At 68.2% G+C, this 13,849-nt stretch carries 17 protein-coding genes; 10 read left to right on the forward strand and 7 right to left on the reverse strand.

Translation table 11 applies throughout. From position 1 onward, the window contains the following. Window positions 1-109: 109 nt before the first annotated feature. Window positions 110-1,246 (forward strand): GAF domain-containing sensor histidine kinase, encoded by a 1,137-nt coding sequence (locus Psi02_RS09620; protein WP_203973109.1) that lies wholly within the window; start codon window positions 110-112, stop codon window positions 1,244-1,246. Further along, window positions 1,243-1,860 (forward strand): response regulator, encoded by a 618-nt coding sequence (locus tag Psi02_RS09625; RefSeq protein ID WP_203973110.1) that lies wholly within the window; start codon window positions 1,243-1,245, stop codon window positions 1,858-1,860. Before Psi02_RS09620 ends, Psi02_RS09625 begins: the two co-directional genes overlap by 4 nt. A gap of 4 nt (window positions 1,861-1,864) precedes the next feature. Here the strand turns inward: Psi02_RS09625 and Psi02_RS09630 are convergent, their stop codons facing one another. Continuing rightward, window positions 1,865-2,596 (reverse strand): Rv1486c family protein, encoded by a 732-nt coding sequence (locus Psi02_RS09630; RefSeq protein WP_203973111.1) that lies wholly within the window; start codon window positions 2,594-2,596, stop codon window positions 1,865-1,867. A gap of 63 nt (window positions 2,597-2,659) precedes the next feature. On the opposite strand from Psi02_RS09630, the gene Psi02_RS09635 reads away from it, so the two are divergent. From Psi02_RS09635 to Psi02_RS09650, 4 genes are all read left to right on the forward strand, one after another. Then, complete coding sequence (locus tag Psi02_RS09635; RefSeq protein WP_203973112.1) at window positions 2,660-3,448, forward strand: ABC transporter ATP-binding protein; 789 nt, start codon at window positions 2,660-2,662, stop codon at window positions 3,446-3,448. A 90-nt stretch (window positions 3,449-3,538) separates the two neighbouring features. Next, window positions 3,539-4,483: an SPFH domain-containing protein gene (locus Psi02_RS09640; RefSeq protein ID WP_203973113.1), complete on the forward strand. Its 945-nt coding sequence runs from the start codon at window positions 3,539-3,541 to the stop codon at window positions 4,481-4,483. 80 nt (window positions 4,484-4,563) lie between these two features. Beyond that, window positions 4,564-5,310 carry a sulfite exporter TauE/SafE family protein gene (locus Psi02_RS09645; RefSeq protein ID WP_203973114.1) on the forward strand — a complete coding sequence of 249 codons (747 nt, stop codon included), beginning with the start codon at window positions 4,564-4,566 and terminating at the stop codon, window positions 5,308-5,310. A 6-nt stretch (window positions 5,311-5,316) separates the two neighbouring features. Continuing rightward, window positions 5,317-5,562 (forward strand): DUF8836 family protein, encoded by a 246-nt coding sequence (locus tag Psi02_RS09650; protein WP_239094757.1) that lies wholly within the window; start codon window positions 5,317-5,319, stop codon window positions 5,560-5,562. 25 nt (window positions 5,563-5,587) lie between these two features. Here Psi02_RS09650 and Psi02_RS09655 read toward each other — a convergent pair whose 3' ends face one another. From Psi02_RS09655 to Psi02_RS09665, 3 genes are all read right to left on the reverse strand, one after another. Continuing rightward, on the reverse strand, window positions 5,588-6,406 hold the full coding sequence (locus Psi02_RS09655) for a Rieske (2Fe-2S) protein (protein WP_239094758.1): 819 nt from the start codon (window positions 6,404-6,406) through the stop codon (window positions 5,588-5,590). Window positions 6,407-6,640: 234 nt separating this feature from the next. Next, entirely contained in the window at window positions 6,641-7,192 is a 552-nt protein-coding gene (locus Psi02_RS09660) for an HD domain-containing protein (RefSeq protein WP_203973260.1), read from the reverse strand. A gap of 336 nt (window positions 7,193-7,528) precedes the next feature. Next, window positions 7,529-7,684 carry a hypothetical protein gene (locus Psi02_RS09665; RefSeq protein WP_203973116.1) on the reverse strand — a complete coding sequence of 52 codons (156 nt, stop codon included), beginning with the start codon at window positions 7,682-7,684 and terminating at the stop codon, window positions 7,529-7,531. 522 nt (window positions 7,685-8,206) lie between these two features. Here Psi02_RS09665 and Psi02_RS09670 point away from each other — a divergent pair. Next, window positions 8,207-9,064 (forward strand): helix-turn-helix domain-containing protein, encoded by an 858-nt coding sequence (locus Psi02_RS09670; RefSeq protein ID WP_239094759.1) that lies wholly within the window; start codon window positions 8,207-8,209, stop codon window positions 9,062-9,064. Window positions 9,065-9,125: 61 nt separating this feature from the next. Continuing rightward, a complete protein-coding gene (locus tag Psi02_RS09675; protein WP_203973118.1) occupies window positions 9,126-9,332 on the forward strand; it encodes a DUF397 domain-containing protein in 207 nt (68 codons plus the stop codon). A gap of 140 nt (window positions 9,333-9,472) precedes the next feature. On the opposite strand, the gene Psi02_RS09680 is transcribed toward Psi02_RS09675, so the two are convergent. Both Psi02_RS09680 and Psi02_RS09685 read right to left on the reverse strand, forming a co-directional pair. Further along, entirely contained in the window at window positions 9,473-10,921 is a 1,449-nt protein-coding gene (locus Psi02_RS09680) for a catalase (RefSeq protein ID WP_203973119.1), read from the reverse strand. 56 nt (window positions 10,922-10,977) lie between these two features. Further along, on the reverse strand, window positions 10,978-11,418 hold the full coding sequence (locus tag Psi02_RS09685; RefSeq protein ID WP_203973120.1) for a Fur family transcriptional regulator: 441 nt from the start codon (window positions 11,416-11,418) through the stop codon (window positions 10,978-10,980). A gap of 110 nt (window positions 11,419-11,528) precedes the next feature. On the opposite strand from Psi02_RS09685, the gene Psi02_RS09690 reads away from it, so the two are divergent. Together Psi02_RS09690 and Psi02_RS09695 are read left to right on the forward strand one after the other, a co-directional pair. Next, window positions 11,529-12,602: a CapA family protein gene (locus Psi02_RS09690; RefSeq protein ID WP_203973121.1), complete on the forward strand. Its 1,074-nt coding sequence runs from the start codon at window positions 11,529-11,531 to the stop codon at window positions 12,600-12,602. Window positions 12,603-12,800: 198 nt separating this feature from the next. Then, window positions 12,801-13,364 carry a TetR/AcrR family transcriptional regulator gene (locus Psi02_RS09695; protein WP_203973122.1) on the forward strand — a complete coding sequence of 188 codons (564 nt, stop codon included), beginning with the start codon at window positions 12,801-12,803 and terminating at the stop codon, window positions 13,362-13,364. On the opposite strand, the gene Psi02_RS09700 is transcribed toward Psi02_RS09695, so the two are convergent. Beyond that, complete coding sequence (locus Psi02_RS09700) at window positions 13,325-13,783, reverse strand: hypothetical protein (RefSeq protein WP_203973123.1); 459 nt, start codon at window positions 13,781-13,783, stop codon at window positions 13,325-13,327. The genes Psi02_RS09695 and Psi02_RS09700 overlap by 40 nt on opposite strands. Window positions 13,784-13,849 lie beyond the last annotated feature (66 nt).

The raw sequence follows: 13,849 nt of genomic DNA on the forward strand, positions 1-13,849 counted from the left end.
AAGAGAGCGCGGGCCGTACATCGGGCCGTGGACCGGGCCCCGGGTCGGCAGTTCGGCCTAGGGCCGACGGCTGAGGCCCGCCGCCGTTCCACCGCCTAGGGTGAAGTCCGTGTCGGAGGAAACGAGCGAGCCCGGTCGTGACGCCGTGCTGCACGCCGTCAGCTCGGCCGTGCTGGCCGTCACCCGGCATCTGTCCGTCCGTGAGGTGCTCCAGGTCATCGTGCGGTCGGCGGCGCGACTTCTCGACGCCCGCTATGCGGCGCTGGGAGTGCCGGACGATCAGGGCGCGTTCGCCGAGTTCGTCGCCGAAGGCATCACGGACGAGCAGTGGGAGGCCATCGGCCCGACGCCGCGGCAACACGGCATGCTCGGGGCGATGCTCCGCGAGGGCACGCCCGTCCGGCTCGCCGACATCCGCAGGGACCCCCGGTTCGAGTGGTGGCCGCGGGCCCACCCCGTTCTCAAGGACTTCCTCGGCGTGCCGATCCAGGACGGCGAAGAGGTGCTGGGGATCATCTTCCTGTCCAACAAGAAGACGCCCGGAGGGTTCACCGAGGCGGACGAGGACCTGCTCACGATGTTCGCCGCCCACGCCGCGATCGCTCTCACGAACGCCCGCCTGTACGAACGCGGCAGGGAGCTGACGGTCGTCGAGGAGCGGACGCGGATGGCCCGCGACCTCCACGACTCCGTCAGCCAGAAGCTGTTCTCGCTCCGTCTCACGGCGAGGGCGGCCGCGTCGCTGATGCGGTCCGACCCCGAGCGCGCCGCGAGGGAGATCGATCAGGTGGAGCGGATGGCCGGGGAGGCGCTGGCCGAGTTGCGCGCGGTGATCGTCGAACTCCGCCCGGCCGAGCTGGCTCGGCACGGGCTCGTCGAGACCCTCCGCAAGCACGCCGACCTGCTCGATCGCCTGCATCCCTCCTCGGTCACGTTCACCTTCGACGGTGACCCGCCCGGCGACCTGCCGGCGCTGGCCGAGATCGCCGTCTTCCGGGTCGCGCAGGAGGCGTTGCACAACGCTCTGCGGCACGCCTGCGCCCCCAATGTCGCCGTACGGGTCTCGCACGACCCGCCGAGGCTGGTGCTCGAGGTGAGCGACGACGGGATGGGGTTCGACGAGGCCGGCGGGCGCGGGCTGGGCCTCGCCTCGATGAACGACCGGGCCGAGGCCGCGGGCGGGTCGCTCACGGTGGTCTCACGGCCGGGCCACGGCACGATGATCCGTTTGGAGGTTCCCGCATGATCCGGGTGCTGATCGCCGACGACCATCCCGTCGTACGGCAGGGCCTGCGCACGTTCCTGGACGTCCAGGACGATCTGACCGTGATCGGCGAGGCCGCCGACGGCGAGGAGGCGGTGGCGCTGGCCGAGTCCCTCACGCCCGACGTGCTGCTGCTCGACCTCAGGATGCCCGTCCTCGACGGGCTCGGGGCGCTCGGCCGGTTGGAGGGCCTCGGTGTGCGGGTGATCGTCCTGACGTCGGTGAGCGACCCCGTCGACGTGGCCCCGGCGATGCGGGCGGGCGCCGCGGGCTTCCTCTACAAGGACGTCGACCCGGCCGCGCTGGTCCAGGCCATCAGGGCCGTCCACGGCGGCCAGGTCCTGCTGGCCCCGGACGCCGCCGTCGCCATGCTGACCGGGCCGGGCCCCGCGCCGGACGCCACGGCCGTCCTGACGGAGCGGGAACTCGAGGTGCTGCGGCTGATCGCGACCGGCTGTTCCAACCGGGAGATCGCCCGTGAGCTCCTCGTGGCCGAGAAGACCGTGAAGACCCACGTGTCCAACGTCCTGATGAAGCTCGGTGTCCAGGACAGGACCCAGGCCGCCCTCTACGCCGTCAGGCACGGCCTCGCGTGACCGGCTAGATCTGCGGCTGGCCGGACTCGACGATGGCGTGATGGGCGGCCACACGGGCCCGCCGTACGGCTCTGTCGAGGTCGCGGAGGGCCTCGCCGCGCGTCGCGAGCTGCCCCGACGTGAGGCCGCGCTCGTCGGCCAGGCGCAGGGCGAGGGCGAGCCGTGCGGCGAGGGCGCCGACGCGGTGCGCCCGGCCGGGATACCCGGGGGCGAGGGCGTCGTCGACCGTGTCGAGCGCGGGGAATCCCTGGGCCGGCCCCTCGACGCCGAGCAGCGCCTCGGTGGCCGCCCGCATCGCCGCCGACAACACCTGCTCGGCCTCGGCGAGTGAGGGGAGGCTCGGCACGGCGGTCGAGGCCTCGCACGCGGTCCAGAGGATGCCCTGATAGGACGATCCCCTTCTGTCGTCGGCGGGCACGAGACCGAGGCAGCGCCCCGGCAGGACGGCCACCGCGGCCTGGCCGGCGTCGATGGCGGCGCCGTTGAACGCGGGGGGTCCTGTCAGCCCGAGGGGATCGCCGGGGATCGGGAGGGCCAGCCGGAACGAGCTGAGCCCTTCGATCCGCTGGTCCACGAGAAAGGCGCGGAGCGTTGTCTCGCCCGCTTCGGTTGCCACCACTTGGGGGCCCGCCGCCCGCTCGACGCGGTCGACGGCCTCGTCGAGGCCGACGTGCCCGGCCAGCCAGGCGTTGCCCCACGAGACGAGGGTGGCGGAGATCGGTGAATCGATGCGCACCCGATCCACGATAAGTGTTCGGGCCTGTCATAGTTGGTGGAGCATTCACGGGAGGGGGACCACATGGGCGGTCAGGTGCTTCGGTTTCAAGACGTGGCCGTCCGCAGGGACGGCGCGGCGCTGCTGCGCGGCATCGACTGGACCGTGCGCGAGGACGAGCGCTGGGTGATCATCGGCCCCAACGGCGCGGGCAAGACCACGCTGCTCCAGGTGGCGGGCGCGCTGATGTATCCCACCGAGGGCGCGGTGGACGTTCTCGGCGAACGGCTCGGCCAGGTGGACGTCTTCGAACTGCGGACGAGGATCGGCCTGGCCAGCTCCGCGCTCGCCGAGCGGGTGCCGCCGGACGAGAAGGTCATCGACCTCGTGCTCACGGCCTCCTACGCCATCCTCGGGCGGTGGACGGAGGAGTACGACTCCCACGACGTGACCCGCGCGGTCGAGCTCATCGACCAGCTCGGTTGCGCCCACCTGATCCGCCGGCGCTTCTCGACCCTCTCCGAGGGGGAACGCAAGCGTGTCCAGATCGCCAGGGCCCTGATGCCCGACCCCGAGTTACTGCTCCTGGACGAGCCCGCCGCCGGGCTCGACGTGGCCGGCAGGGAGGACCTCGTACGCCGCCTCGGCACGCTGGCCCAGGACTCCAAGGCCCCCACGATGGTCCTGGTCACCCACCATGTCGAGGAGATCCCCGCCGGGTTCACCCACGCGATGTTGCTCCGCCACGGCTCCGCGGTCGCCCAGGGCCCGATCGAGTCGGTGATGACCTCCGACAACCTCTCCCACACGTTCGGCGTGCCCCTGGCGCTCGACCGGAGCGCGACTGGGCGCTGGTACGCCCGGCCGTACTGAGATCCCCAACTCTCCGACATCAACGCTTAATCCGCGCGTAAAGCCGAAACGGCATATCCTCCAGTCAGGGTTCACAGACTGGAGTGTCGGATGGGTCAGCTCATCGCCGCCGTAGTCGTGGTGGCCGTCGTGGGATTCGCCCTGGCCCGGACGATCCGGATCGTTCCCCAGGCCACCGCCTGCATCGTGGAACGTTTCGGTCGTTACCACCGCACTCTCCACGCCGGTCTCAACATCGTGGTGCCGTTCATCGACCGGATCAAGGTCGAGGTCGATCTGCGCGAGCAGGTCGTCACGTTCCCGCCCCAGCCGGTGATCACCTCGGACAACCTGGTCGTCTCGATCGACACGGTCATCTACTTCCAGGTCACCGACCCGAAGGCGGCGACCTACGAGATCGCCAGCTTCATCGTCGCCGTCGAGCAGCTGACCGTGACGACCCTGCGCAACGTGGTCGGCGGCATGGACCTGGAGCGCACGCTGACCTCACGCGAGGAGATCAACACCGAGTTGCGGGGAGTGCTGGACGACGCCACCGGCAAATGGGGCATCCGGGTCAACCGCGTGGAGCTCAAGGCCATCGACCCGCCCGCCTCGATCCAGGACTCGATGGAGAAGCAGATGCGGGCCGACCGCGACAAGCGGGCCGCGATCCTCGCCGCCGAGGGGCAGAAACAGTCCGCCATCCTCACCGCGCAGGGTCAGCGGGAGTCGGCCGTGCTCAAGGCCAAGGGCGAGGCGGAGGCCGTCGTGCTCCGCGCCCAGGCCGACGCGGAGGCCCAGGCCATGCGGGCCAAGGGCCAGGCCGACGCCATCTCGATGGTCTTCCGCGCCATCCACGAGGGCAAGCCCGATCAGCGGTTGCTGGCCTACCAGTACCTTCAGACGCTTCCCGAGATCGCCAAGGGCGACGCCAACAAGGTCTGGATCGTCCCCTCGGAGATGAACAAGGTCCTCGAGAACCTCGGCGGCCTGTTCTCCGCGCCGAAGGAGCAGTCGCACACCGACCAGAACGGTTCGACCCCCACCCCCTGAACGGTGATCAGGGGGCGCTCGCGGTCCCGTACGGCCCGCCGCCTACGATCAGGCGTTAGCCGTACGAGGGAGTAGCACTTTTGACGCCGTTGGACGCCGCCGCCGTGTTCGCGGCCGGCATTGGAGCCGGTGCGATCAACGCAGTGGTGGGGTCGGGGTCACTCATCACCTTTCCGACACTGCTGGCCGTGGGGATCCCGCCCATCGTGGCCAACGTGTCCAACAACATCGGGCTGGTCCCCGGCGGCATCACCGGCGTGCTGGGCTACCGCGCCGAGTTGAGCGGCCAGCGGGGCCGGCTGCTCCGGCTCGCGATCGCCTCCGTGCTGGGCTCGCTGGCCGGCGGAATCCTGCTCCTCACGTTGCCGGAGGGCGCCTTCCCGGTGATCGTGACCGTACTCATCGCGGTGGCCTGCGTGCTGGTGCTCCTCCAGCCGAAGCTGAGCCGGTGGCTGACCGGCCGGCGGGCGCATCCCCACGGCGGGCCCTGGTTGTGGCTGGGCGTCCTGCTGGCGGGCGTCTACGGGGGCTATTTCGGGGCGGCCCAGGGGATTGTGCTGATCGGCCTGCTCGGGGTGTTCCTCGACGAGCACCTGCAACGGATCAACGCCGCCAAGAATCTGTTGTCCCTGCTGGTCAACAGCACGGCCGCGGTGCTGTTCATTCTGGTGGCGGACGTGGACTGGATCGTCGTACTGCTGGTGGCGGTCGGCTCGGCCGTGGGCGGGTTCTTCGGCGCCCGCGTGGGCCGCAGGCTTCCCCCGGCCCTTCTCCGCGGTTTCATCGTCTGTGTCGGAGTCGCGGCGATAGTGAAGCTGGTGTCGTAAAAGGGTATGTACGCCCTTATGAAGGGCGACTGGGTGGAGATCGTCATTGATGCGGGGGGAACTCCGCGTACCTACGAGGTGATCGCGACGAGGGCGGGCCGTCGCGTCGAGATCAGCACGGGCCGGGGCATCGTCGAGGTCAGCGAGGTGACCAGGACGGGCACGCAGGTACGCACGGCCCGGTTCATGTCCTCGAGGATCCTCGCCCTGGTCGAGCACCCCGCGGACGGTCCGAAACCCGACGAACTCTGAGCACCGGGTCGCGGCGCGGGTGCGTTCAGTCGGCGGGACGGACCTGAACGACGCCGTCCTGCCGTAACCGCGTCCTGAACGCGGGCTGCTTCGCGGTCGCCGGGCCGTGCACGACCGAGCCGTCCGAGATGCGGAAGACGCTGCTGTGCCAGGGGCACACGATGCAGGGGTCGCCGTCCTCGACGGTGACGCGCCCCTGGTGGAGCGGCCCCGCGAGGTGGGAGCAGCCGTCCGCGAGCACGCTCACGCCGTCGCCCAGGCGGAGCACGAACAACTCGATGTAGCCGAGGCGCCTTCTGACCGGACGCCCGTTGGGCAGGTCCTTGAGCGAACAGAGATCGTGCCAGCCGAGCGGCACCAGGTGGCTGACCGACTCGGCGTGGTTCGCCCCTGCGGCCTGGCGGTAGGCCATGTGACCGCCGAGATAGGCGCCCACGGAGACGGCGCCGAGGCCGGTGAACGCCAGCGCCCGGCCGGTCCGCTCGCGGCCCGCCATCCGCATCAGCAGCGAGCCGGTGTACAGACCGGTGGCGGTGACATTCATGATCGCGTGAACGAAGCCCACCCGTTGCTGTTCCCGGTGCAACGTCGACCAGTCGGCCAGGCCGGCGGTCGCCGTGGGCAGGGCCATGCCGACGCCGGTCGCGATCAGGGTCCGCGACGCCCGCGGGTCCGACCTGGTGACGTCGAGAACCGCCGACGCGATCCAGCATCCCGCGCTCACCATCGCCATCGCGGGATGCAGCGGGTGTCCCAGGGGAACCCCGTGCAGGACGTCCCTGAGCCTGCTCGGGCCCAGTCTGCGGCGTATGGCCTTGGACAGCGCGTTGACCGGCCGATCCATGGCGGTCGTCCGTTCCAGCCCGTCGAGGAGGTTCGGCGATGGGACAATTCGTGGCAGCCGGCCCGTCCGTCGCGGCCTTGTCGTCTTCTCCATCATTCGCCCCCTTAACACGGAGCACGTACCCGCCCGCCACGGCCATGAACATGGGGCGGCACGCCGGAACGGACCCTCAGCAGGGCCTCAGTGGGGCCGCGACGGGGTCGTTCGTGGGGTATTCGTGAGGGTGGCGGAGTCTCAGGGGGCGAGGTGGCCGTTGGCCACCGACGACTCGATCAGCCGGGCCGCGAACTCACCCAGAGCCGGCGAACCCTCCGTGATGATCTGCACCTTCTCCAGCACCTGGCGGGCGGTCACCTTGTTCAGAGCCCAGGACCCGCCCTCGTTGTGGTGATTGGCCAGGATGGGCGCGAGCCGGTCGAGCGCCTTGGCGAAGCGCGCCTCACTTGTGCGGCGCTCCTCGAACTCGTCCCAGAGGGCCCGCATCCGCCTGCACTGGTCCTCGGGGAGCATTCCGAAGATCCGGTCGGCCGCCGCCTGCTCCAGTGCGGCCTGGCCTTCGACCGCCACGGTGTCGTAAATGTAGGTGTCCCCCGCGTCGATCTCCACGATGTCGTGCACCAGCAACATGGCGACGACCTTGTCGAGATCGGTTCCCGGCGGGGCGTGCTCGGCCATGACCATGGCCATCATGCCGAGATGCCAGGAATGCTCGGCGTCGTTCTCCCGCCGTGAGCCGTCGATCAGCGTGTTCCGGCGGATGATGCGCTTGAGCTTGTCGATCTCCATGGCGAAGGTGATCTGGGCGTCCAGCCGTTCCTGGAGAGCGATCGTCACTCTCGAAAGCCTAACGCCCTGTGATCACCGCTCGCCCGCTTCTCCGGCGATTGCTCGTATCGGGGACGGCTCAGGGAGCGACGATCACGACCGGACGGCGTTTCCGGAAAGGGGATCCACGACCGTCTCGTCCATGAGGGTGTCGGCGCCGACCCCGGCGTTCCCGGCCGTGACGGGCTGGAGGGAAGCCCTAGAACCGAATGAAATTCTAGGGCTTCCCCGCGCCCTGACGCCCCCGCGGTGCGTCTGGGCGCGTCCGTGGGGCCCGCGGGCGCGGGCACGCCCCCGTCACGCGGTGAAGGCGCGGCCGACTTCCTCGAGTTCGCGCACGAGATCGAACCGCGGATCGCGGTAGTGCCGGGCGCCGAAGCCGGTCCGGTTGACCGTCCAGCGAAGTTCGTACGCCCAGTCGTCCTGGTCGGCGCAGAGCGCTCGATCCGCCATGTTCATGTGGGTCTTGATTAGTAATAACCAATTGGTACCGTGGGGATGCATGGAGACTCCTTTTCGGGTGGCTTCGAGATGGAGTTCTCGTTTCTGCTCGCCGGGTCGGCAGGTGGCAGCCTTTCGGCCCGGCTTTAACAAAGCCCGCGAACGGGCATGTCGCGATGCGAGCGACCTGGTCGCCGTCGCTAGGCACGTGATGATTCCCGGTGGCCGGACGCCTCCCCGTCGTCGCGATATCCGCGAAGGGCGACACCGTCGTCGGATACGGGTGTTGCCCATGTGAAGGAAGCGGTCCGCCGAGCCGTTCGCCGCATTTTCATCGGCGCCTCCCCGAAATTCCGGGAACCCCTCCCGCATCGATCGTGACCCAGGAGGGATATCGCTGCAATACTTGGCGAAAGGAAACTTGCAAGGATCTTTTAGGCGTGCGGTGCATGTGTCGGTGCAATTTGCACTATGCTCCGCGAAGCGGCCCGACGAAGGCGCGCGCCCGCTTGGCGTGACCAAGGAGGTCGGCGGGTGCCGGATCATGGCAGTCCCACCGTTCGCCGGCGAAGGCTCGGTCAGGAGCTTCGCCGGCTGAGAGAGCGCGCCGAGTTCACCGGCGACCAGGTCGCCGCGCAGCTGGGCTGGTCGGCGGCGAAGGTGAGCCGGATCGAGACGGCCAGAACCTCGCCGCGCGAGGGCGACATCGAGGCCCTGCTATCGATCTACGTGGTAGATTCGCGCCAGCGCCATGAGCTGCTTGCCCTGCACCGGGATGCGACCCGAAAGGGCTGGTGGGAGGAGTATCGGGACTCTCTGCCGAAGGAATACACCACTTTCCTGGGGCTGGAGGCCGAAGCCACGGCGGCACGAGACTGGGAACCCCAGGTGGTGCCGGGCCTGTTCCAGACGGAGACATACGTCCGAGCCATGATGGAAAGCGGACAGCGGAGCACTCTCGAAGCGCCAGGTGGGGTCCGGAGCCGGATCGAGGTCCGGATGGCCAGGCAAGAGTCCGTCCTTCGCACCCAGAGTCCGGTGAACCTCTCCGTCGTGATCGAGGAGTCCGTGCTGCTGCGTCGTTTCGGGGACGACGAAGTGATGAGCGAGCAACTCGGACGGCTGATCGAAGTCTCGGAACTCCCCAACGTCCAGTTGAGGATCCTCCCTCTGGATGCCGAGCATCCGATCAACACGGGAGCCTTCAGTCATCTCAAGGTGCCCGAATTCCATGACGTGGTGTATCTGGAGGCGCTCCTCGGCGGACGCCTGGTCGAGGACGAGGCCGTCGTGTACCGCTACGAGGTCGCTTTCGATTACCTGGAAAGCAAGGCATTGGACGTCGAGGCTTCTCGGAAATGCGTAGAAAAACGTCTTAGCCACTGGCGATGAGCCATCCTGAGCCGCCTCGGAAGCCCCGACGAGGGATCACCCCGGGGGGAGAGACCAATAAATGAACTCTACGGATCTGCCGGGCGCTGCCTGGTGGAAGAGCACTCGCAGTGCCAACAACTGCGCCTGCGTTGAAATAGCCGTTTTGTCGGACGGCCAGGTCGGCGTTCGTGACAGTAAGAACCAGGAGGGTCCCGTCCTCGTTTTCACCCCGGTGGAATGGGACGCCTTCATCGGTGGAGTCAAGGACGGCGAGTTCGACATCTAGGTTCGGCATCTAGGTTCGGCATCTAGGTGAGCCGCCGCTCGACGTCCTGAGAATGCGGCGGATCACCACGCGTGCGACACGCGCGTGCGGCTTGCGCCCAAGGAGACAGGCACAAGCCGCACGCTGTGAGGGGACGGGGGTCAGGCGAGACCCAGACCCTGGGCGACGCCCTGGCCGAGGTCCTTGTGCACGTTGGTCCAGTAGTCGACCACGCGCTTCCGCATGTCGCCCGTGACCTCGGGAGCCGAGGCATGGCCGACGATGTTGCTCACCAGGTGGGCCCGGTCGGTGTCCGACAGGACGTTCTCCCACAGGGCGCGCGGCTGAACGAAGTCGTCGTCCTCCGCATGCTTCACGTACGCGCTGCGGATGATCTCGCCGGCGACCTGGTAGCTTTCGCCCGCGAAGATCGACGGGTCGGCGGCCGGGCCACCGACGGAGTTCGGCGCGTACACCGGGTCGCTCGAGTTGCTGAAACGCATCGAGCCGTCCTTGTTGTAGCTGTGGACGGGCGACTTCGGCGCGTTGACGGGCAACTGCAGGTAGTTGGTCCCGATGCGGTAGCGGTGGGCGTCCGGGTAGGAGAACAGCCGGCCCTGGAGCATCTTGTCCGGGGAGGGGCCGATGCCGGGGACGAGGTTGGCCGGCTCGAAGCCTGCCTGCTCGACCTCGGCGAAGTAGTTCTCCGGGTTCCGGTTGAGCGTGAACTTGCCGATCGTGATCTCGGGATAGTCGCTGTGCGGCCACACCTTGGTCAGGTCGAACGGGTTGAAGCGGTAGTCCGCCGCGGCCTCGAACGGCATGATCTGCACGTTCACCGTCCAGGACGGGTGGTCGCCGTTCTTGATCGCGGTGTGCAGGTCGCGGATGTGGTGGTCGGCGTCCTGCGCGACCAGCGCGCCCGCCTCGGCGGCGGTGAAGTTCTCGATGCCCTGATCGGTCTTGAAGTGGTACTTCACCCAGAACTTCTCGCCGGCGGCGTTGTACCAGAGGAACGTGTGCGAGCCGAAACCGTGCATGTGCCGCCAGCTCTTCGGCGTGCCGCGGTCGGTCATCAGGAAGGTGACCTGGTGCGCCGACTCCGGCGAAAGCGTCCAGAAGTCCCACTGCATGTTGTTGTCACGCAGGTGGGTGTCCGCGCGGCGCTTCTGGCTGTGGATGAAGTCGGAGAACTTCGAGGGGTCGCGGATGAAGAAGATCGGCGTGTTGTTGCCGACGATGTCGTAGTTGCCCTCTTCGGTGTAGAACTTGATCGCGAATCCGCGCGGGTCACGGGCGGTGTCCGCACTGCCGAGCTCGCCCGCCACCGTGGAGAAGCGCAGGAAGAGGTCGGTCTCCTTGCCCTTCTGGAAGAGGTCGGCCTTGGTGAACTGGCTGACGTCCTCGGTGATCTGCAGGATGCCGTGGGCGCCGCCGCCCTTGGCGTGCACGACCCGCTCGGGCACGCGTTCACGGTTGAACTGGGCCATCTTCTGAATGACGTAGTGGTCCTGCATCAGCAGGGGCCCGTTGGGGCCGACGGACAGCGAGAACTCGTCGCTGGGAGCGGGGATCCCTGCGTCTGTGGTGGTCATCGGCCTGTCGGTCATGGGGTTCCCTCCGAGATTTGCTCTTCAAAAGATGTGGATCCAGACGCGAGCCGGCCTTAAACGGGGCCCGCGACTTCGGCGGTGACGCTGCGGCAGCCGGGACAGATCCCCCAGTAGATGACGTCCGCCTCGTCGACCAGGAAGCCGGCGTTGGACACGGGTTCCAGGCAGGGGGCGTGCCCGACGGCACAGTCGACGTCTGTGACCCTTCCGCACTCGCGGCAGACGAGGTGGTGGTGGTTGTCGCCCACCCTGGCCTCGTAGCGAGTGGGGCTTCCCGCGGGCTCGATGCGGCGGAGCAGTCCGCCGCGCTGGAGCGCGTTCAGTGAGTCGTAGACGGCTTGCAGGGAGACCTGGCCGACGCGATCGCAGACACCCCGGTGGATGGTCTCCACGTCGAGATGGTCGCCGTTCCTCACGGTCTGCAAGATGGCAAGCCGGGCTGCGGTTACCCGCAGTCCCGCCTGGCGAAGTCGGATGGCGTCCCCCACACCCATCACGCTAGCTCACTAAAGCTGAATTATTCAAGTAAAGGAACTCTCCCAGTCTTCCTGGCGAAACCTTTGCACAGCGACTCTGTCGGGCAGAGGTGGCATGCTCTGGAGTCGTGAGACGACGAGCCCTCCTCCCCGTCCTCCTCCTTCTTTTCGTCGCCGCATGCTCGGCAGCGGAAGGCCAGCCGGTGCCCAGCCCGGTGGAACAGGAGGCGAGCGCCAGCCCTTCTAAGCCGCCGCCTGCCAAGCCGGTGCGCCGGCCGTACACGATCTCCTTCGCCGGGGACGTGCATTTCGAGGGCGTGCTCCGCGGCCGCCTCGACAGCAATCCGCGTACGGCCCTCGGCCCGATCGCGAGCGTGCTGAGCAAGGCCGACCTCACCGCGCTCAACCTGGAGACGGCCATCACCACCGGTGGGACGCCCGCCCCGGGCAAGCAATACACCTTCCGGGCGCCTGCCTCGGCCTTCACGGCCCTGAAGGCGGCCGGGGTCGACGTGGTCACGATGGCCAACAACCACGGCATGGACTACATGGAGAGCGGCCTGCGGGACACGCTCGGCGCGATCAAGCAGAGCAAGTTCCCCGTGGTCGGCATCGGCAAGGACGAGGCGGCGGCCTACCGTCCGTACCGGGTCACCGTCAAGGGGAACCGGGTGTCCCTGATCGGTGCGACGCAGGTCCTCGACGACGAGTTCGTCCAGGCATGGACGGCCACCGCGGGCAAGGGAGGCCTCGCGTCGGCGAAGAACGAGCCGCGTCTGGTCCAGGCCGTACGGCAGGCCCGGAAGAACTCCGACACCGTGATCGTTTTCCTGCACTGGGGCACGGAACTCGCCGCCTGCCCCACCTCCGTCCAGCGGTCCCTGGCGGACGAGCTCCAGGCGGCGGGCGCCGACGTCATCGTCGGCAGCCATGCGCACGTCCTGCTCGGCGGCGGCTATCACGACGGCGCCTACGTGCATTACGGCCTGGGCAATTTCGCGTTCTACAACTCCGGTCCCGAGACCGGCAAGACGGGCGTGCTGACGTTGACGATCAACGGCAGGAAGGTCCTCAAGGACCAGTGGACCCCCGCGCGGATCAGCGGCGGCATCCCCATCCCGGAGACCGGAGCGGCCAAGCAACGGGGCATCGCGAACTACCGGAACCTGCGCGGCTGTGCGGGTCTCGACGCCAGACCATGAGGGAACGTCACGGCATTTCCATGCGACTCATGAGTAAGACCTGACCTCGGCGGCATCCGCGTGCAAGATGGGTATGTGTCCAGCCAGCGCGTACAGGATGTGGAACGTTCTTCTGTCGGTGGGCAGGAGCCGTCGGTCCCCGCCGGACCCCTGCGCCGGCGTCCGTCGCAACGCAGGAGCGCCCGCAGGGTCGAACGGATGCTCGACGCCTGTGCCGAGTTGCTGGACGAGGGCGGATACGAGGCGCTCTCGACCACCCGGGTCGCCGAGCGCGCCGGTGTCGCGATCGGATCCGTCTACCAGTTCTTCCCGGACAAGCGGGCCCTGAGCCAGGCGCTGACCCGGAGGAACCTCGAGTTGTTCGTGACCAGGGTCGGCCGCCGCTTCATCACCGACGACTACAGCGGTTGGTGGGAGGCGGTGGACGCGATCATTGACGAGTACGTCGATCTCCACCGAACGGTCCCCGGGTTCCGCTCGCTTCACTTCGGCGACGTCGAGGGGCTCGACGTGCCCGACTCGGTGGCGGACAACAACACTGTGATAGCCGGGCGCCTGCGTGCGCTGCTGCTGGAGGAGTTCGGGCTGCTGGACAGCGAAGATGTGGACCGTGCCATCCTCGTGGCCGCCGAGGCGGGTGACGCCGTGCTCAAGCTCGCCTTCCGGCACGACCCCTCGGGGGCGCCGGAGATCGTCACCGAGGCGAGACACCTCGTCCGCGGTTACCTCTCGCGCCAGTTGCGATCGTCCCAGCCGGAATGATCGTGGGGCCACTCGCGGGGCGCCCTGACGCTCCGCTCGAAGCGGAACGGCTGGTGGGCCAGCTCGCGAGGCCAGGGGGAGACCGCCGGGCGTGCGATGTTCGGCACCTCCAGCGAACTCCATATCGAGGGCGGCACCGCTTCCATGTAGGCCGAGTTGTGCCAGGGTCTGACATGCGTGTGCCGGGGGACCTGCAGTTCCCGCATGTTGTCGTCCGAGGACGTCCCGGGACCGCATGGCACGGCCGCGGCGGGCTCGACGTTCAACTCGACCATGCGGAGCTGGGACTGGAGCCGCGCGAGTTCCTTGCGCGCCTGGTCGAGCGCCTCGAACTGCGCGGTCACATAGCCGGCGATACCGGGAACGACTGCGGACAGCACTGCGGCGGAAGCAAGAGTCACCATCACCCGCTTGGACATGACCTGTCAGCCCTCCGCCAGCTCCGATTAGCACAGCGCGGGCAATATGCCCGGTCAGCTGTACTG

The sequence above is a fragment of the Planotetraspora silvatica genome (assembly GCF_016863315.1).
Classification (GTDB): Bacteria; Actinomycetota; Actinomycetes; order Streptosporangiales; family Streptosporangiaceae; genus Planotetraspora; species Planotetraspora silvatica.